The sequence below is a fragment of the Candidatus Chlorohelix sp. genome (assembly GCF_037138995.1).
Lineage (GTDB): Bacteria > Chloroflexota > Chloroflexia > Chloroheliales > Chloroheliaceae > Chlorohelix.
On sequence record NZ_JBAXHI010000003.1, the window covers coordinates 126,239 to 146,369 of the forward strand.

The 20,131-nt window shown below is 46.7% G+C and carries 16 protein-coding genes; 12 read left to right on the forward strand and 4 right to left on the reverse strand.

The features are described from left to right. The 7 genes from WCK19_RS02780 (at position 1) to WCK19_RS02810 (ending at position 9,110) form a co-directional block, all read left to right on the forward strand. Positions 1-936 carry an FtsQ-type POTRA domain-containing protein gene (locus tag WCK19_RS02780; protein ID WP_342395827.1) on the forward strand — a complete coding sequence of 312 codons (936 nt, stop codon included), beginning with the start codon at positions 1-3 and terminating at the stop codon, positions 934-936. 95 nt (positions 937-1,031) lie between these two features. After that, positions 1,032-2,372, forward strand: a complete 1,341-nt coding sequence (gene ftsA, locus WCK19_RS02785) for a cell division protein FtsA (RefSeq protein WP_342395828.1) — start codon at positions 1,032-1,034, stop codon at positions 2,370-2,372. A gap of 123 nt (positions 2,373-2,495) precedes the next feature. Further along, the gene (gene ftsZ, locus WCK19_RS02790) at positions 2,496-3,662 is read left to right on the forward strand and encodes a cell division protein FtsZ (RefSeq protein ID WP_342395829.1); all 1,167 of its coding nucleotides are present in this window, start codon (positions 2,496-2,498) and stop codon (positions 3,660-3,662) included. A 322-nt stretch (positions 3,663-3,984) separates the two neighbouring features. After that, a complete protein-coding gene (gene zapE, locus WCK19_RS02795; RefSeq protein WP_342395830.1) occupies positions 3,985-5,067 on the forward strand; it encodes a cell division protein ZapE in 1,083 nt (360 codons plus the stop codon). Between the two features lies 1 nt (position 5,068). Beyond that, the gene (locus WCK19_RS02800; protein WP_342395831.1) at positions 5,069-6,589 is read left to right on the forward strand and encodes an FAD-dependent oxidoreductase; all 1,521 of its coding nucleotides are present in this window, start codon (positions 5,069-5,071) and stop codon (positions 6,587-6,589) included. Continuing rightward, positions 6,590-7,684, forward strand: a complete 1,095-nt coding sequence (locus WCK19_RS02805; protein ID WP_342395832.1) for a saccharopine dehydrogenase NADP-binding domain-containing protein — start codon at positions 6,590-6,592, stop codon at positions 7,682-7,684. Between the two features lie 19 nt (positions 7,685-7,703). Then, positions 7,704-9,110 carry a glycosyltransferase family 4 protein gene (locus tag WCK19_RS02810; protein WP_342395833.1) on the forward strand — a complete coding sequence of 469 codons (1,407 nt, stop codon included), beginning with the start codon at positions 7,704-7,706 and terminating at the stop codon, positions 9,108-9,110. An 11-nt stretch (positions 9,111-9,121) separates the two neighbouring features. On the opposite strand, the gene WCK19_RS02815 is transcribed toward WCK19_RS02810, so the two are convergent. Continuing rightward, on the reverse strand, positions 9,122-9,421 hold the full coding sequence (locus tag WCK19_RS02815) for a DUF2103 domain-containing protein (RefSeq protein ID WP_342395834.1): 300 nt from the start codon (positions 9,419-9,421) through the stop codon (positions 9,122-9,124). A 203-nt stretch (positions 9,422-9,624) separates the two neighbouring features. Here WCK19_RS02815 and WCK19_RS02820 point away from each other — a divergent pair, with 203 nt between their 5' ends. Next, the gene (locus tag WCK19_RS02820) at positions 9,625-10,035 is read left to right on the forward strand and encodes a PPOX class F420-dependent oxidoreductase (RefSeq protein ID WP_342395835.1); all 411 of its coding nucleotides are present in this window, start codon (positions 9,625-9,627) and stop codon (positions 10,033-10,035) included. Between the two features lie 123 nt (positions 10,036-10,158). Here WCK19_RS02820 and WCK19_RS02825 read toward each other — a convergent pair whose 3' ends face one another. After that, positions 10,159-11,694: a CpaF family protein gene (locus tag WCK19_RS02825; RefSeq protein WP_342395836.1), complete on the reverse strand. Its 1,536-nt coding sequence runs from the start codon at positions 11,692-11,694 to the stop codon at positions 10,159-10,161. Between the two features lie 48 nt (positions 11,695-11,742). Then, on the reverse strand, positions 11,743-13,074 hold the full coding sequence (locus WCK19_RS02830; RefSeq protein WP_342395837.1) for a hypothetical protein: 1,332 nt from the start codon (positions 13,072-13,074) through the stop codon (positions 11,743-11,745). Between the two features lie 383 nt (positions 13,075-13,457). Here WCK19_RS02830 and WCK19_RS02835 point away from each other — a divergent pair, with 383 nt between their 5' ends. The 4 genes from WCK19_RS02835 to WCK19_RS02850 all read left to right on the forward strand — a co-directional run bounded on the left by WCK19_RS02835 (position 13,458) and on the right by WCK19_RS02850 (position 18,821). Beyond that, on the forward strand, positions 13,458-13,745 hold the full coding sequence (locus tag WCK19_RS02835; protein WP_342395838.1) for a helix-turn-helix domain-containing protein: 288 nt from the start codon (positions 13,458-13,460) through the stop codon (positions 13,743-13,745). A gap of 261 nt (positions 13,746-14,006) precedes the next feature. Beyond that, positions 14,007-16,688, forward strand: a complete 2,682-nt coding sequence (locus WCK19_RS02840) for a response regulator (protein ID WP_342395839.1) — start codon at positions 14,007-14,009, stop codon at positions 16,686-16,688. 77 nt (positions 16,689-16,765) lie between these two features. After that, positions 16,766-17,149, forward strand: coding sequence for a response regulator (locus WCK19_RS02845; RefSeq protein ID WP_342395840.1), 384 nt, complete (start codon positions 16,766-16,768; stop codon positions 17,147-17,149). Next, positions 17,139-18,821 carry a diguanylate cyclase gene (locus WCK19_RS02850; RefSeq protein ID WP_342395841.1) on the forward strand — a complete coding sequence of 561 codons (1,683 nt, stop codon included), beginning with the start codon at positions 17,139-17,141 and terminating at the stop codon, positions 18,819-18,821. Before WCK19_RS02845 ends, WCK19_RS02850 begins: the two co-directional genes overlap by 11 nt. A gap of 277 nt (positions 18,822-19,098) precedes the next feature. Here the strand turns inward: WCK19_RS02850 and WCK19_RS02855 are convergent, their stop codons facing one another. Next, a complete protein-coding gene (locus WCK19_RS02855; protein ID WP_342395842.1) occupies positions 19,099-20,088 on the reverse strand; it encodes an alpha/beta hydrolase in 990 nt (329 codons plus the stop codon). Between the last annotated feature and the right edge of the window lie 43 nt (positions 20,089-20,131).

Genomic DNA, 20,131 nt, shown 5'->3' on the forward strand with positions numbered 1-20,131 from the left:
ATGAGTTCAAGAGGATCGAGATACAGAAGCAGAGTACCGCGTGACAATAGTGAGGAGCCTTCCTATACTTCTTCACGCTATACGCGCCCACAAGTACGTATCGAGCGTCCTGTCTTTGAGGATGTAAAACCAACCCGCAATAAAAAGAAGAAGCCTGAGCGGGTTAAGCTGGGGAGTACCGTCTCAACCGGAATACGCGGTTCGCGCCGTTTTAGCGATACGCTCAAAGCCGATTTCAAGAGCGGCAGGATACCATTATTGATTGGTCTAGTTTTTGCGCTTGGTCTGGTTTACTGGATTTTGACCGCCTCGAATTTCAAGATGACTAATATTAAAGTTACCGGCAGCAAGTATCTTGATGTACAGGCTGTCATAGATACTACGGGGGCGAATCAGCAGAATTATTTCTTGCTAAAAGAAGATGATATAGCCGCTAAATTGCGCCAGAAGCCCTATATTCTTGATGTTAAAGTGACAAAGGCATTACCCAACGAATTGCGCGTTGAGGTGATAGAACGCAAAACCGGGGCTGTATGGAAAATTGGTGGGATTTACTATATGGTTGACCCTGATGGGGTCATTCTTGAATCTTCCGCGCAACCAAGAAGTGATGCCTCCAGTTTGCCTGTTATAAACAGTCTGGATACTACTCAGAAGAAGATAGGCGAAAAGGTGGAGGGGGTAGCGGTATCAAGCGCGGCTCCAATTCTTGAAAGATTGCAAACGGAGGGGATAAAAATCGCCTCGTTGGATTATTCGCCTACAACCGGCTTGATAGTGGTAGGAAATGGCAAAGCCGGGACATGGAAAGCGCTTTTTGGAACAGACGCGGAACTGGATAAGAAAGTCAATTTGCTGAAGGCTTTGCAGGCTCGAACCGATTTGAAATGGACGTTGGCAGATTTACGCTTTACCGATAAACCGGTTATAAGCTGATGTTCTTTAGTAATATTCCGGGTGTCCTTCTTGTAATGTTGGTATATGCGATAGTGGATTAAAGTATCTCAGCGCCGATTTGGTGGAGTAAACATATGGCTGTTAACCGTGAAAAACCTTTGGTAGGAATAGACATTGGCACTTCTAAAATCAGCTGCATTATCGGGCAGGTGACTAAAGATGGTCATATTGATATTACCGGCTACGGAGTAAGTCCTAGTAAAGGGCTGGCTAAAGGAGTAGTGGTAAATATCGAAGAAACCTCGCAAAGCATTGCCAGTTCGGTGGAAAAGGCTGAAAGATTAGCCGGAATTAAGGTTGGCTCGGCTAATGTTGGGGTAACGGGTAGCCATATAAGCAGCATTAATAGTCGGGGCGTGGTTGCAGTGAGCAAGCTGAATCGCGAGATAGGGCATGAGGATGTAGCAAGAGTAATGGATTCTGCTCGTGCAGTAGCAATACCTCCTCAGCGTGAAGTTTTGCATGTCATACCTCGCACCTACGTAATTGATGGGCAGGATGGGGTGCGTGACCCAATCGGTATGAGTGGCTACCGTCTTGAAGTAGAGACACATATTGTTACTGGCGCGGTCAGCATCTTGAATAACCTATACAAAGCGGTGCAGCGCGTAGGTATCGAAGTAGAAGAACTGGTACTCGAATCGCTGGCAGCCAGCGAAGCGGTGCTAGGAGAGGCGGAGAAGCGTTTGGGTGTGGTGCTGGTGGACATCGGCAGTGGCACTACGGATATTGCGATATATATTGATGGCACTATCTGGCATACGGCGGTATTACCAATCGGCGGTAATCATATTACCAACGACATTGCTATTGTATTGCGTACTCCGCTTGAAACGGCTGAACGGCTGAAAACTAAATATGGCGATGCTTCGGTAATAGGCTCTATGAAGGGTTATTACGGCGGTTATTACGGACACGATAATTGGAAATTGCGTAAAGTGGATGAGAATCCTAAAATTGAAGAACAGCCGGATGAAATGATAGAAGTGGAAGCCTTCGAGATTGGTAGTAAGCAGCGCGTTTCCAGAAAAACTTTGAATGAGGTGATTTATGCTCGCGCTCGTCAGCTTTTTGAGATGGTGCAGGGTGAGATTAAGAAAAGCGGTTACGATGCGATGATTCCCGCAGGCATTGTGCTTACGGGAGGTTCTGCTAGTTTGGCAGGTATTACTGATGCGGCGGCGCATATATTGCGAATGCCCGTTCGTGTGGGTGTGCCGCGTGGAATGAGTGGAATGGGTGGAGATGCCTTGAATAATCCAACCTACAGCGCCGGAGTGGGACTGGTTTTGTGGGGTCTTAAGAAAATGAATGGCGAAGCTATTTTGCAAGAACCACGCCGCGCCAGCAGTGGTGGCGGTGGTGTCGGCAGGAAATTTTCCGGCTGGTTGCGAAATTTTTTGCCATCACAATAGTAGTTAATCGGGACATATCGCCGGGTATTGAGTTCCAGACTGGGTTTATCAGTCGGAGATAGCGCAGTAATGGGGAGAGAGAAACCGGCAACAAGCGGGTTGCGTTAAAAGGAGATAACCCTAATGACATCAAAAAGGATGCATGATCAGCAGTTGATAAATAGCGTGGATTTAGAAAGTTTCGCGCAAATAAAGGTTGTGGGCGTAGGTGGAGGCGGTTCCAATGCGGTGAACCGTATGATTGAAAATGGTCTTACCGGTATTGAGTTTTACGTAGTGAATACCGATGCTCAAGCTCTGCTCTACAGCAAAGCCCCTACCCGTATTCGGATTGGCGATAAAGTTACCAAAGGGCTTGGCGCAGGCGGCAATCCGGTAATCGGGGCTAAGGCTGCTGAAGAAAGCAGCGAGGAATTATATGAAGCGCTAAAGGGCGCGGACATGATATTTATTACTAGCGGTATGGGCGGCGGAACAGGCACCGGAGCTTCCCCTATTATTGCTCAGATTGCTAAGGAAATCGGCGCTCTTACCGTGGGCGTAGTAACCAAGCCGTTTAGTTTTGAAGGTAATCGCCGCAAAGCTTCTGCCGAAGAGGGCATTGCCCGCTTTAAAGAGCATGTTGACACCTTGATTACCATACCTAACGATAGGCTGTTGCAGGTAGCCGATAAGAAGACCAGCATTGTAGAAGCCTTCAAAATTGCGGATGATGTGTTGCGGCAAGGTATTCAAGGTATCTCCGACCTAATCACCGTTCCGGGCTTAATCAACCTCGACTTTGCCGATGTTAAGAGCATTATGACCGATGCCGGGTCTGCTTTGATGGCAATTGGACATGGTACGGGCGATAATCGCTGTATTGATGCCGCCAAACAGGCAATTGAAAGCCCCTTGCTGGAGCTATCAATTGAAGGGGCGCGTGGGGTGCTGTTCAATATTACGGGTGGCGATGATTTGGGTATTCTCGAAGTTTACGAAGCGGCGGAGATTATTCAGCAAGCGGCTGACCCTGACGCAAATATTATAGTCGGTGCGGTGATTGACTCGCGAATGGGCAGTGAAGTGAAGCTGACGGTGATTGCAACAGGCTTTGATGCGGTACGCAAGCCGCAATTGCGCCCGGTGCAGGTTCCACACTACAACAACCCACCGATGCAGCAGCCTTCCGGCAAGCCTAGCTATCAGCCTACTGCGCCGGCTGAGCCGTATCCTTATCGCCCTGCTGCCAACGATGATTTGGATATTCCGCCGTTCCTGCGCTATCGCCAGAACCGCGGAAATCAGTAGCGCCGATTTTGAGTTAAATAACTATGGTTTTGTAAGAAAGGTCGCTCGCGTGTAACCGGGCAACTCGAAACATAAACCGAAACTCAGAATCACTTTTCAATGGACATATCTTTGTATTGACCTCTTATCCTAGACGCTACTAACGTCAATTCGGATAGGTGCGTTGATACATTCTCTTTTAACGCAAACCAAGCAGCGGTCCCCACAAGGGATCGCTTTATTTTTCATAAAATAAATACAAAGATAATTCCGCTTTTTCTCAATACAACTATTATTGACAGCTTATTGATTAATCGGCTACACTCAACACGTGGATACATCGTTGCAAAAATCACAAGAAGGGCTTGAATTGCCCGTCCGTACCTTGACCTTTGACCAGATTGACTGTGAAGTTAGTATTGAAGAGGTGGTCAGGGGTTTTGTGCCTACTCCCCGTTTTTCCCATGTTTCGTTTGAAAGCTATCACCCTGACCCGAAACAGCCTTCTCAGGCAATTGCTTTGCAAAAGTTGCGTGAATATGTGAGCAGGATACAAACAGAGGGCGGAGAGCGTGGCGGTCTTTTTAGATTTTTAAAGAAGAAAACGCTGATTGCTATGAAAGGGCTTTACCTTGATGGCGGTTATGGGGTAGGCAAAACCCATCTTCTAGCTTCTGCCTATTTGGGAGCGCCTACCCCCAAAGCATATCTTTCCTTTCAAGAACTAGCTTATGCGATTGGCGCTAAAGGGATGGCACCGGCTATAGAAGCTTTCAAACCATATCGTCTCATTTGTGTGGATGAGTTTGAACTGGATGATGTGGGAAATACTATGCTTGCTAAAACCTTCATACGCGGTGTGATGGAGGGCGGTAACACTCACATACTGACAACCTCAAATACATTACCCAGCGAATTAGGGCAAGGGCGTTTTAATGCGGATGATTTCAAGCGTGAAATCGGCATTATTGCTCAAAGTTTCGAGTCGATTAGGTTAGAGGGCGAGGATTATCGCCATCGCGCTTACGGTGAGAATGTCCTTTCGGAAGGTATATATGAGCCTGATTCCTCTGCTCTGGGCAACGCTTACGAACAATATAAGTCGCTTAAAGGCGCAAAGTTATACACCACCTTTGATGAACTGCTAAAGCATTTGGCAGCGCATCACCCCATTCGCTACTCACGCTTGCTTGCGCCACTGGAAGTAGTATTTATCGAAGGGCTTGCGCCTTTCCACGAACAGATAGACGCGCTTAGGTTCGTTCATTTCATTGACAAACTGTACGACCAGCGGGTAAAACTGGCGGCTTCGGTGAATTGTACGCTGCCTGACCTATTTTTGCCGGAATATCGTGATAAAGGGTACGCTAAAAAGTATCGCCGGTGTCTCTCTCGCTTACATGAGTTAATTTCAGAAGGAATATAAAATGCAATCTGAACCTCGCGCCTGTGTGATAATCGGAGGTGGTGTGGCAGGGCTGACTGCCGCTTTACATCTGACCGAGCGGGGATTGTTGCCGCTCGTGCTGGACGCTGAAACTGCTTTTTTAGGCGGTCGTTGGAGTACAAAACCGGCAGTTGAGCTTACTTCTGCCGATGGGCGGCTCTGGAGCTTTCCCGCCGAACATGGGATTCATGGCTTATGGTGGCAATACAAGAATCTCAAAGCGATGGCTGCTCGGCACGGTTTTATGCCGGAACTGGTTTTTGCAGACCGCCAACAATGGGTTCACGGTGAGCCGAATGGTAAAATTCTACGCTGTGAAATGGGGCGAGGCGTGCGCCGCACTATACTTTGGCCCGCGCCTTTCCATTACGGCGCCTTGTCGTTTTATCCTCCTTTCGTGCGGATGCTTACCTTCAGCGATATTTTCAAAATCCCGGTCGTGCTAGGTACTTTGCTGACTGCTACTGCGATTGACCCGTTGGTTGAAGGTGTAAGCTTAGAAGGTAAAACCGTTGCGGATTTGTGCAAAGGCTGGCCCCCGCGCATGACTGCTTTTTTGGCAACTTTGGCGCGTAGCGGATTATCGGCACATCTTGATCAGGTTCCGGCAGCGGGTTTTATTGCTTTCTTACGCTTTTATTCGCTGTTGCGGCGAGACAGTCAGCGTTTCCACTATTTGCCCACTGACCCGGAAACCGCGTTGATTGCGCCGATGGCAGAAAAAATTGTCCGGGCTGGCGCTGAGATTCGTAAGGGCGCAAGGGTAGAACGGCTTGAACGTGTGGGTGAGAAAGGGTGGGTAGTATTTCTAGAAAGTGGAGAAAAGATTGAAGCAGCGCATGTAATAGTGGCTACCGATGCGCCTGCTGCTAGCCGTATCTTTAAAAATAGCCCAACCACTGCCGTGATTACTGCTGATATGAAATGGCCCGAAGGTCGCCATACGGGAGTCTTGCGCTTCTGGTTTTCTGAATCGCCCCGCAAGCGTACTGCCGAGGCGGGTATTATCAGCGGCAATTTTATATTAGATAACTTTTTCTGGTTGCACCGTATTCTGAATTCGTTCAAAGAATGGCATACTGCAACGGGTGGTAGCGCTTTGGAAACTCATATTTACAGTCAGGAGACTCTTGCTCTGGATGATGCGACGATTATTGCTCAGGCGCGGGAAGCGGTAGAGCGGATATTTCCGAAGTTGAAGGATAAAATCATACATGTCACTCTCCAACGCAACCCTCCTTCTCACACTCTTTTTGGAATCGGTTCACTGGCTCACCATATGGGCGTGCGGACTCCTTTCCCCGGTTTAAGCTGTTGCGGCGATTGGGTGCGGAATCCCTTGCCTGCCCTGTTTCTGGAACGGGCTGTCGCTACGGCAATATTGGCGGCTAATGCGACGCTAGAAGAAAAAGGGTTGCCCGTTTTTGAATTGGAAAAATATGATAAACCGGAATTTTTCGCCCGTTTGATTAGCGGTTGGATTTCATCGGCGAGGGTTTAAATGTCAGGAAACAGGGTAGTGCTTTTCGGGGCAAGCGGGTACACGGGTAGCATTACTGCGCCTGTACTGGCTCAAAGCGGGGTTGACGTAATATTGGCAGGGCGCGACCGGGCAAGGCTGGAAGCCATGCGCCGCTTACCGGGTCTTGAGAATTGCGAAATTGTCGTTGCCAACCCGCTACAGCCCGAATCGCTTGCCGCCATTTTTGAGAATCATCCTACTTTGTTGGTTAATTGTGTTGGTCCTTTCACGCTGTATGGAGAAGCGGTAGTTAAAGCCGCACTTAAAGCGGGGGTGCATTATCTCGATATAACAGGCGAGCAAGAGTATATGGCGCGGGTGATTAATCGTTACCATGCTCTAGCTCAGGAAAAACAGGTGGCGATAATTCCCGGTTGCGGGGTGGAGTATGCGCTGGGCAATTGGGCGGCAGCCTTGGCGGCAAATGGACTTGAACCGCTGGATACAATTTCAGTGGCAAACGCGGTGGCAATGAAGGGGCGGGGCATTAGTAGCGGCTCTACGCTTTCGCTGCTGGAAGCACTACGCAAACCGGGTTTGGCTTGGCAAGATTACCAGACTCAGGTAAAGCTAATTGCTTCAGAAGGGCGGCGTTTTTGCTTTCCAGAACCGCTCGGAGTACGCCGCGCCCTTATTGCGCCTTTTGGCGAAAACTTGACCTTACCTCGTCATATCAAGTGTAACAATGTAAAAACCTATATGGCGGTAGGAAGCGGTACTTACTGGCTATCGCGGCTAACTTTCCCACTACTGCCCTTTATTGGTGAGTTAATTCGGGTTGTTGCCCGCCCATTTGTCAGAAAAGGCGGACCAAATTTACAGCAACGTGGTGCAAGTCGTTGGTCAGTAGTGACAGAGGTAGTGGGACGCAAAGGGGCGTGCCGGGTAGCCTTGAGTGGAGTGGATATGTATGGGCTAACTGCTCAGATTATTGCTTATTCCGCTACCCAAATTCTTTCTGGTGAGTTTCCGGGCAAAAGCGGCGGGGTGTTGGGGGCAGCACAGGCTTTTGAATCTCGCGCTGCGCTGAATCATCTGTCAACTAAATGTGGTGTTAAGATAGAAGTGGAATAAGGCGAGAGAGGGATTTGAATTGAGCGCGAAACTCAAACTGGCGTATTTTAGCCCGGTAAACCCGGTGCAATCCGGCATAAGCGATTACAGCGAGGAACTTTTACCCTATCTCGCTCGTTACGCCGATATTGATCTGTACCTTGACGAAAACCTGCACCCTTCAAACAAGGCATTGCTGCAACAATTCAAGACATATCCCGCTTCAAAGTTTCGCGCTCAAGCGGGTAATTATGATACGTATCTGTTTCATATGGGCAACAGCGCGGCGCATGCCTATATATATCGCAACTTGCTTGCATACGGCAAAAAGGGCGTGTTGGTGCTGCATGATTACGTGCTGCATCATTTCCTAATAGGTCAATACCTGAACAACGGTAAGGCGCAAGAATACATTCGTGAGATGAGCAGACACTACGGGACTGAAGGCGAGGCTACCGCCCGTGAGGTAATCAAGGGACGCTTGCCCGAATCTCTGTTTCGTTACCCCCTATGTGAACCAGCGATAGAAGCGGCGCAAGCGGTGTTGGTGCATAGTTCTTACGCACAGGGGCTTATTAAAGCTAGATTCCCTGAAAAGCTCATAGGTGTTGCGCGGATGGGAGTTCCATTGCCCCCGTTGGTGGAGAAGAAAGTAGCGCGAGAACGGCTTGGTTTGTCACAAGACGAGTTTATTCTAACTTCTTTGGGACATCTGAATCCCTATAAGCGGTTGGATAGCGCTCTCTGGGCTTTTCGCGCTTTCAGTCGGGAGTATCCCCAATCGCGTTTTGTGCTGGTCGGTAGTCCTTCCCCCAACTACAATGTGATGGGGATGGTAACGGCGTTAGGTTTGCAGGGCAAAGTGGAGTTGACGGGCTACGCCAGTGGTGAGAAATATGCCGATTATCTGGCGGCAGCGGATGTATGTATTAATATGCGTTACCCTACTGCCGGGGAAACTTCTGCCAGCCTTTTGCGAATAATGGGGGCGAGTCGTCCGGTTTTGGTGTCACGCACGGGCGCATTTGAAGAATTGCCGGATGACACTTGCGTAAAGGTGGATGTGGACGAAGCCGAAGAAGAATTGCTGCTGGAATACCTACGCTTGTTAGCGCGTCGTCCTGACCTTGCTGCCCAACTGGGCTTTAATGCCCGCCGTCATGTGGCGTTACAGGCGCGTCTTTCAGATGCGGCGCACGATTATTATCTGTTCTTGTGCCGGATGCTAGGGCGAGAACCGGAAATTGCGCCGGAATCTCCCATAGCTTTTGAGGAAAAGCTGCCACCGCTTTTGAGTTTTGCGCCTGTTATTCAGCCCATTATAAAAGAAGCGCTCGATGATGCTCTAACAACTCGTTTTTTGTTGGAAGAGGTAGCTCAGGCTGCTGCCGAAGTTGGGATAGCAGAGGATGACCTTGCTTTGAAGAAAATAGCGGAAAGCCTCTAACCATCCTAAAGTTATCGCTCACTCATCAATTGCTCAAGCGCAGCGGTGACTCCGTCCGGTTCGGCGGTATAGGCGTAGAACTGCTGGACGCTGGATGGTCCGGAAACCATAATCCGCAAACCTGCGTCAATAGTGGTGGCTTTTAACCCGATACCGTTTCCCTTGCGCGGTTTGATGACCCCGATAACGATTTTAGTAACCCGGCTATCGTTGCGTAAAAGTTCAATAACCGAAAAAGCTGGTGCAATTACGGTGCTATGCTTGCCGTTGAACTTTGCGCCGCGCAATAAACCGCGTGGTTTGTCTGCCACTTTATAACCTTTTCTCTTAATTGCTCATCTTTTTTATGCTGCCGCTATTTTCTATTATATCAAACCCGGGTAAGTATTATACAAATTAAATCTGCACGTCAGCAAATTTGCCATTGACAAATTATTCCAGCAAGCATAAATTTATAGCCATATTTGGTTATATACCCGCTACTGTAGAAAACAATCATAAAGGCAGATAAAAAATGACGGTACTAACGGATAATTATCGCGCTTATCTTGCTTACCCCCATTATTGTGTGCTGGCAACTATCAATAAAGATGGTACTCCCCAACTCAGCACTGTTTGGTTTGAACTGGAGGGCGATGAATTGCTTTTCAGCTTGGAAGCAGATAGCCTTAAAATCAGAAACCTAAAGCGAGACCCTCGCTGTGCTGCCAGTATTCCTAATGGTGGACGCTTTGTATCGGTCAAGGGTATGGCAACAATTATCGAGGATTATTCACAAGGCTGGAATGATTTGGTGCGACTTGGAACCCGCTATTATGGAGCGGTAGAAGGCTTGAAACAGGCTGAATTTCTGGGAGGCGGTGAAAAACACCACTACACTGTGCGGTTGCGTATCGAAAAGGCTTCATCGGTTGGTGTGGGTTAAACTGCGTATCGTATCAAAAAGTCGGGGCTTTCGGGTAAGGTAAAATATTTGTTATGTGTAGTTGTACCCATAAAAATGCCCCTTTCTAGCAATAGATAGGGGCAATTTATTTTCTGGAAACGGCTATTTTTTCTGGTTTCTGTCGCTGCCCGGAAGCTTGCCTCCGAACATGGAGGGGGGCAATTTGTATCCAATAAGACTTAACTTTGGTTCAAACTTTGGTCGCAAGCCTGTTGGTTTCAAACTTCCTGCTACCTTGCCATTACCATCGTCTCCTTCTTCTTCCCACATAAAGATGTCCTGCAATACAATATTTTCGCCTTCCATACCTTGAATTTCGGTAACAGCGGTGACTCTACGGGTTCCATCGCGCAAACGGGATTGCTGGATTATCAGGTGTATTGCGCTTGCCATCTGTTCGCGAATAACCTTGAGCGGCAAATCCATACCTGCCATCAAGCACATAGTTTCAACGCGCCGGGTGGCATCGCGAGGTGTATTGGCATGGAGGGTGGTTAGTGAGCCATCGTGACCGGTATTCATTGCTTGGAGCATGTCGAGGGCTTCCCCGCCGCGGCACTCTCCTACTACAATACGGTCAGGGCGCATACGCAAAGAGTTACGCACTAGGTCACGAATGGTAACTTCAGAACTTCCGTCCACTTCCGGCTTTTTGGTTTCTAGCCGTACAACGTGACGTTGCATTAATTGCAATTCTGCGGCATCTTCAATCGTTACGATGCGTTCGGTTTCGGGAATAAAGCTACTAAGTACGTTAAGTAAGGTAGTTTTACCGGAACCTGTACCGCCTGATACCACAATGTTCAAATGCGCTTTAACACAAGCTTCAAAAAACTTTGCCATATCCGCAGTTACAGAACCAAAATTGATCAGGTTTTCGATGGTCAGAGGCTTTTTGTTGAATTTTCGGATCGTGATACTTGGACCGTCAATAGAGCAGGGTGGGATTACTGCATTGACGCGGCTTCCATCGGGCAAACGCGCATCTACCATCGGAGATTTGCGGTCAATACGTCGCCCCAGAGGAGCAATAATGCGATTGATAATCCGCATCACATGCTCATCATTTTCGAAAGTGATATTGCTTTCCAACAACCGCCCGCGTTGTTCGATGTAAATCAACTTTGGTCCGTTCACCATAATTTCTGTGACTGACTCGTCACCTAGCAATTGCTCAAGTGGTCCAAAGCCGACCATTTCTGCCAATACTTCGTCAAAGAGGATTTTCTGCTGTTCTTGCGATAGATTAAGCTGAAGCTGATCATAAACCAGCTTGAATTTTGTAGCCAACTCGCGCGTGGTTTTATCATCACGGTTCAGCACAGTGTTTGTGCCGATGCTTGATTGAATACGGTTTACAATCTGGTTTCGGAAGTCGCGCAATCTTTCACGATCTACCACAATGGCAGCCATGCCCATTCCCGGTATCATACTACTGGAAGTCGGTGGCGGTGCTACCGAAGTTGCACCCGGTATTGTTGGATTATTCATCATATTGCCGGCGAAGGGCGGGGGTGGTGGGGTTCCTTGTGCGGGCGTGCCTGAAGGAGGCATAGCCTGTGGGGGGTTAGGCGGTAATGGAACTGATTCTCCGGGACGACCTTCCGGGGTAGGACCCCCAACTCTTTTCAAAAGCATAAATTAAAACTCCCTTACGATTTTATCTAATACCGGCAGCCGTAAGCCTTATAGTTCAACAAAATAACTCGCAACCGCTTGGTCAATTAAGTCTTTTGTCAGTGTAGGGGGCGCCCCAAGATAAGAAGAAATACCCAAAATTTGCTTTAACAGGTCGCGGGGGTGACAGTTTCTCAATTCGCGCCGGGCTTTTACGTAGTGTTCTTTCAGCAAATAAACTGCCCCTTCATCCGTGAAACCGACCTTTAGTTCCTCGCATTGGCGGCGCAAAATTTCGCGATATTCTTCATAGGTAGGATTGCGTACTTCGATTTTATTTTGGATACGGCGCAAGAACGCTTCATCTACTAGGTCTCGCGGGGCAAGGTTGGTTGAAAATACAATCAGTTCATCGAAAGGCACTTCGATTTTCTTACCAGTACGCAGGGTTAAAAAGTCCATGCGCTTTTCCAACGGCACAATCCAGCGGTTTAGGAGGTCACGGGGGCGCATTTGCTGGCGACCAAAGTCATCAATTAGGAACATCCCGTTATTGGATTTTAATTGGAAGGGAGCTTCATAGTATTTGGAGGCATCGTCCCAAATCAAGTCGAGGCTACCCAACGACAACTCACCGCCGACTACGATAACAGGTCTTTTGCATAAAACCCAGCGGGCGTCAAGTTTTTTTTCTAGGCTTGAGCTATCGTGGCTATTGCGCTGGTCTGCGGAAATTACGTGCAAGTTCTGATCATACACTTTGATAACAAATCCGTCAGCCTCTATAGCATAAGGAATATAGACATCGCCGCCCAGTAAACGCGCGATATGCTCACTTAGGAGCGTTTTGCCGTTTCCCGCCGGACCATATAAGAACATGCTACGACCGGTGTTAATGGCAGGTCCGATAGAATCCACGATATCGTTACCTACCACCATATCAATAAGCGCTTCACGCACTTGTTGCGGTCCTACATGAATATCACCAAAGGTTTGCGCCTTGATTATCTTGCGATATTGTTCCAGCGAGACGGGGGCAGGTCCTACATAGGAAGAATGGTTGATGACTTCGAGCGCACGTTGCACTCCCTTGGGGGTTAGCACATATTGGTAAGCTGACTCTCCAAGCCCTTCGCTACCGCCGATGTCAATAATTTCTGCTTTCCGCAACTGGTTTATAACAGGTTCAACTACACCAAAGTAGGGCAACTTAATTACTTCTGCCATTTTCTGAGCAGAAATGATGGTAATTTGGTAGATTAATTTAATAACTAAATCGCCGATTATACGCTGGGAAATCTCAGTTTCCTGAATAGTATTGGGTTCAGGAATTAATCTTTCAACATTTCTAAGGCGAGAGTCAAAATTTCTGATGTTATGATAGTTGCTAAGCATAGACATAAAATATGCTAACCTCCAGTTACTTCTTCAGGTTGATTGCACAGGTTGGCAACAAGTTTCCAGCGTAGTAGTTTCTGATAGGCTGTATTCTCAATTGTTGGTTATAAAGACATGTTAACTCAGACCTATAGATTTGTAAATAACCATTTTGTCGATTTCTTCAGGGATGATACCTTTGGCGAACTAAAAAGGACATTCTTTGCTAAAATAACTGGAGCAGGAAAATGTCTCTCCAACCTATGACGGTTGCAAGAAACGTTTTTAGGGCAATAACCTGCTGCACCTGTCGGAGAGAAGCTATAACAAATGTCACTTCTTTCTCGTGTAGCGAGGCTTTAGGTAGCCTCTTTACGTTTACTTAATGCTGTAGTATAACTGTTCTTATGAGAAAAGCTTTTATGTACAGGATATTTCCCAACAAACGAACCACTCGTATTCTTGAGGCAAGCCTTGAAGAATGTCGCTGGTTTTACAACGCTACTTTGGACTTTCGTAAAAAGGCGTGGGAAGACGAAAAACGTACTGCCAATTACTACGAAGCCAAACGGCGTATTCCTGAACGACAAGATTTTTGTTGCGGACTTGGCTATCAATTGAATGGCGCACAATCACTGCCTTTCCAAAAGCATTCACGATGTGGCATGGTCGGGATTTTTCAGTATGTTGTGTAGCAAAGCGGAAGAAGTTGTCTATACTAGCAAAACCTGTAGCAAATGTGGTCATAGGCTTCTGGACAAGCTCCCACTTTCTGATAGCGTATTCATTTGTCTCGGATTGTAGCCTTCATTTAGACCGTGACCTCCATGCTTACTTAAACATCAAAAGCTTGGGATTACAAGCTGTGGGTTTGTCCCTAGATGCTCACGCCTAAAAGCGTGGGGAGTAATCACTATTAAGTCTATATTTAGATTTATTAGTGGGAAGGCATACAAATGTATATTAAGAACCAACCCGGTCAAAATGGCAAACATATAGATACAAGTGCTTCTTCAAATAGTAATAAGGATGAGCTTCTCTACCGGATAGTGCGTACTGCCGCTGAAACTTTGAGAATGCCGTTTGCCTTTATTACCCGCGCTAGCCTTACTTTAAGAGCATCATATTGTAACCTTGAGACTGAAAACCCGCTCGATTTCTCTTATTGTCAGCAGGTAATTGATAGTAAAAAGCCCCTGTATATAAGTGATACACATAAAGCCCCGGCAGTTTCCCAAAACCCGCCACCCCTCTTTCGTTTCTATGGTGGCATTCCTCTTTTCAGCCATGATTATAATGTGCTTGGTGTATTATGTTTGATTGATTACAAACCACGCCGGCTAAATAATGTTCAACGACAACTGCTAGAAGACCTAGCAGCTTGGGCGGAGAACGAAATTAACCTTCTTAAGATTAAGAAAGCCAGTGCAATGGCACGGGAAAGCGATACTCGTTTCTCTAAGGTGTTCAGAGCCGCACCTATTCCAATTGCGATTAATTTTCTGGAATCCGGAGAATTTATTGAAGCGAATGATAGCTTTCTGAAGCTTACCGGTTATAATCGCGCCGAGTTGCTGAAATATACTATTGTGAAACTACTGGGCAACTCTTCCAAAGAGCATATAGACCAACTGAAAAAGTTGATTTTGGACGGCGCTTTTTATAACCACGAAATAACCTTCAAGAACAAAAATGGCGAGTTACGCGAGGTGGTTCTATCTTGCGAAGCAATAGAGATAGACGGCGAACCTAGCTTTCTGACAATGGGTCGTGACGTTACCGATGACCGCCTATCACGAGAAGCTTTACGGCGCAGCGTAGCCACAAACCGGGCTTTGTTCGATGTAATCCCCGATTTGATGCTCAGAATTAGCCAGGACGGATTAATTTTGAATTATAAACCGTCAAAAGAGTCGCTGCTTCCGGTAGCCCTTGAAAACCTGATAGGTTGCACACTATTTGATATTTTTGAGCCGGGTCTTGCCTCCGTTTATCTTTCAAATGTGCGAGAGGCGTTGAATAATCGAGAAACCCGCGTTTTCGAATATCAGCTTGTAATTGATAATAGTATTCGCGATTTTGAGGCGCGAATTGTGGTTAGCGGCGAAAATGAGACATTGGCAATTTTGCGCGATATTACCGAGAGAAAAACTGTAGAGCGCATGAAGAATGAATTTATTTCAATTGTCAGTCATGAATTGCGGACACCGCTTACTTCTATTCGGGGTTCACTGGGTTTACTTGTCGGCGGCGTGGTTGGGGAGTTGCCGGATCAAGCTAAAATGATGCTCGATATTGCTCACAAGAACAGTGAGCGTTTGGTGCGCCTGATTAATGATATTCTCGATATTGAGAAAATCGAGAGTGGTAAATCTAGTTTTAATATGAAATCGCTTGAAATTCAGGCACTGGTAGAGCAAGCTCTAGAAGCAAACCGGGGTTATGGCGAGTTGTATAACGTCAGCTTTAAACTGACCAAGAAATTGCCGGGCGTAATGGTTTATGCTGACCAAGATAGATTAATGCAGGTGCTGGCGAATCTGATTTCCAACGCCACCAAATTCTCACCTAAAGATAGTGTGGTTGAAATATCTCTAACCGGCACGCAGCATAGTGTCAGAGTGGATGTAACCGACCATGGGAACGGCATCCCTAAAGAATTCCGAAATCGCATCTTCCAGAAGTTTGCTCAAGCAGATTCTTCCGATACCCGCTCGAAGGGTGGAACTGGCTTGGGCTTGAGTATTGCAAAGGCTATTGTTGAGAAACTAGGCGGGATTATAAACTTTGAAACCGAAGAGGGTAAGGGTACTACTTTCTACTTTGTTATTCCGGTATGGCATGAAATACCTGTTACCAAAGAAAACCCCCAAGAAAATACTGCTGTGCTGATTTGCGAAGACGATGCGGAAATTGGTTTGCTGCTAAGTATGATGCTCAAACAAGCTGGGTTTGAAGCAGATATTGCCCAAACTGCGCTTCAAGCTAGGCAGTTACTTCAACTCAAGCCTTATTCCGCCATCACATTGGATGTAATGTTACCTGATCAGGATGGGCTTTCCTTGCTACGTGACCTAAAAAGCAGCGAAGCTACCATGAATATTCCGGTGGTTATGGTTTCAGCTAAAACAAGATCAAATCAGGATTTGACTCAAATTGCGACATTACAAATTGTTGACTGGATTGAAAAGCCGATTGATCAGGAAAGGCTGATTGAAGCGGTGCAACTTGCTGCCAATATTTTTTATGGCTATAAACCGAATGTGCTACATGTTGAGGATGATGCGGATGTTTCGAGCGTGGTATCTGCAATTCTCAGCAATATTGCCCACATTACAATAGCAGCAACTTTGAAGCAGGCTAGGCGCTTACTCCGAAATCAGGTGTTTGATTTAGTGATATTGGATTTGGATATGCCAGACGGATCAGGGTTAAGCCTATTACCATATTTAAATAAAGCGCCGGGTCATAAAATTCCGGTGGTGGTTTTCTCTGTTTCTGATTTGGAAGAGGCGGTTGTGGCTAAGGTTGATGCCATTTTAATTAAATCCCGTACCAGCAATGCAGCATTAATAGACACAATTAAAGCAATTATTCGAAGAACTAGGTTCAAACGCTTAGAACATAGTGTAAAATAAATATTAAATGCAGATATTAATAATTATTTATATGGTGAAAGCTTGTTGAAAGGACTAATTGCTTGATTGCCGGAAAAATGCTTGAAAAAATCTTGCTGGTCGAGGATGAAGTAGATATTCAGATTATAGTGCAAATTGCCCTTGAAAGAATCGGCGGTTTCAAATTAAAAGTCTGTAGTTCAGGCAAAGAGGCGTTGCTGGCTATTCCAGATTATATGCCAGACCTCGTTTTACTGGATGTTATGCTGCCAGAAATGGATGGTCCCACCACCCTAAAGCAAATTAGAGCTAATCCCCTAATGGCGGATATTCGGGTAATTTTTATGACAGCAAAAGTGCAACCCCAAGAAATTTCGCAATATATCAAGCTAGGCGCAATAGGCGTTATCAGCAAGCCGTTTGACCCTATGATGATTGCCGCCAATATCAAAAATATCTGGAGGGAGTGTAATGGCGAATGATAGTGAGTTGGAGATTGCGGCAGAGTTAAAGTTATTGCGTAAAGCCTACGCCGGAAGATTGCCCGGTCGAATGGATGAAATCAACAATTGTTGGCTTGAGCTTCTCTGCAATAACTGGCGAATGGATTATCTTGCGAACCTACATATGCTGGCACATAAGCTGGCAGGTTCGGGCGCTACTTACGGTTATACGCAAGTAAGTGATTCGGCTAAAACGCTGGAACAGAAATTAGAATCCCTTATATCTTCCGGTATGACACCCGATAATTCACAAATTCATGAGCTTGATCGGAATATACGGAACCTGCATAAGATTATTCAAAATACTTATCGCGCTAATCAATTTGACGATACAATACTAAATTCACCTGAAACGCCTTATCTGAGTTTGGATACCCAATTTAGGACGATTATAATTATTGAGCCTGATCCAGAGGAAGCTCAATCGCTTGCTCAACAAATCGGCTATTTTGGTTACGAAGTACATACCTTTAAGGATATAGAAGAAGCTTCCTTTCTGTTGGAGCAAAGCCGTCCGGTAGCTATTATTACCGATATAATATTTTCTGATGATGATATGTCAGGAATGCAAATGGCGGCACAGGTAATTAAAAATAAAGCCCAGGACTCCAAGCTGATTTTTCTTTCCTCGCGTTCGGATATTGCGGCGCGTTTACATGCGGTGCGTGCAGATGGGCATGCTTTCTTGACCAAGCCAGTTGATATTACCAGCTTGATTGACCACCTCGACCAATTGACAGGCACGCGCTACAAGGAACCCTATCGGGTGATGATTATTGATGATGATGTGGAAGTGGCTAACGCCATTGCTGTAACTCTTAGAACTGCCCCGAACGACCTCTTTGAAACGCTTATTCTTACCAACCCTTTGAAAATTCTAGCTCCACTTACGGAGTTTAACCCCGATTTGATTTTGCTGGATATGTATATGCCCAGAGTAAAAGGGCAAGAAATTGCCAAGATTATCCGGCAACTCGATGCTTTTGTAACAGTTCCAATTGTGTTTCTCTCTGGGGAAAGCGGCGAAGCACGCGAGCTTGAAGCGGTTACCTCTGGCGGGGATGATTTCTTGAACAAGCGAGTTCCTGCTAATCACCTAATTGATTCTATTAAAGCCAGAATTGATCGTTCACGCTCGGTTCGTTCGCTGATGGTACGTGATGGCTTGACAGGTTTGCTGAATCACACCAAAACTAAGGAACAACTTGATATTGAGGTTGCACGAACACGTCGCCGTAGCGGTATTCTGTCTATGGCAATGATTGATATTGACCACTTCAAATTGGTAAACGATACCTATGGACATCCAACCGGCGACAGGGTTCTTAAAAGCCTCTCCCGCTTATTGCAGCAACGTTTGCGCCGCACCGATATTATTGGACGCTTTGGCGGTGAAGAATTTGCAGTAATTTTACTTGATACCGATGCACAAGAGGCTTTCAAAGTAATTAATGATATTCGCGAAGGTTTCGCCCAGATTCACCATCAATTTCAAGACCACGAATTCTCGGTTACTTTTAGCTGTGGTATCGCTTCTTTTCCCGAATTCGATGACGCTTCTAGCCTGAACGATGCAGCTGATAAAGCCCTGTACGAGGCAAAAGATGACGGGCGAAACAGGGTGCGTATAGCGGAGAAATATCTTTTCTAGTCAGCGTTATTTCCCTACTTTCCCCAGAACTTGACATAATATTTACTCGTTTCTTCTCTACAATGGTTGTGCGCCGTATGCAACTGGCTATTTTTAGAGAGGATAACTAGAATCAATCATTGAAGCTTCCAGAGGCTGAAATTTATGGTAGTTCCTCTATATTTTAAAGGACTTTCGCTTGGAATAGGATGAATGAAACTAGATTAGAGACAAAGGGCTTAAGCCCTTTGCCTGAAATCACCTCTAAAGCGAAAATCCTAGAGTTACTGTAAATAGGTCAGGCTTGGGCGGTAGCTTTGCTAAGTGCAATTTGCTGCTCTACAAACTCGGTAAGGCGTGCATTGAGTTCCTCCGGTTTTTCGTCTTGGGGGCAGTGCGCCGCATCTTTCACTAGATACACCTCCGCCTGCGGAATCAGTTTTTGCCACTGCGGCAACATAATAGCAGGCTTCATTGAGCGGTCGTATTCACCCCACATAATTAGGGTGGGCAATTTCAGGTCGCCCGGTTTGAGGGGCAACTGGAAATTGATGAAATTACGAGTTACCGCAAGATAGGAAAAAGCTGCGCCGGGAGTGCGGAGAGGCGCTCGGAACTGCTCTACCAGTTGCGGAGTCACCTTCGACTTGTCCCAGTAAGCTTGTTCCAATCCGGCGCGTGCCGCCCATGCAGATGCGCTCATCGCCAGAGCCGCCGCTTCTCCCACCAACGGCGCACTCAGGGCGTTGAACATCAACATGTCGAAACTGGGGCGTTTTACCTTGCGCTCTTGGTTTAGGGCTTCCACTTCCAACTTGCCCTGATCCGGCAAACCGGAACTATCCACCAGTACCAGAGCTTGTACCTGCTCAGGATAATTCAGGGCGCATTGTATCGCTGCCATTCCGCCCATCGAATGCCCTACCAGAATCACGCGCTCTTCCTCTTTGTGCGCCACCAAAGCGCTAATCTGCTTTGCCCACAGGTTTGCGCTATAGGTTACTTTGCTGCCGGGCAGCTTCTCGCTGTAGCCAAAGCCTAGCAAATCCAGCCCATACATGCGGTAACGCCCTCGCAAACCTTTGAAAGCCTCGCGCCAGTGTTCGATAGATGCCGCGTAACCGTGAATAAAAACGAGTGCGGGCTTATCCTTGCTTTGCTGAGCCCACTCGCGCTCTTGCGGGTCGGCGGCATCAGGGCTAGGCAGTGATTCCCAGTAGCGAAACTTGCCGGGCTTCCATGCCACGAAATGTTCATTTATATAAAGTTTCTCATCTTTGGAAAGCATATGTGTTAACCTCGAATTGTGTAATCAAAAAAAGTACAAGACT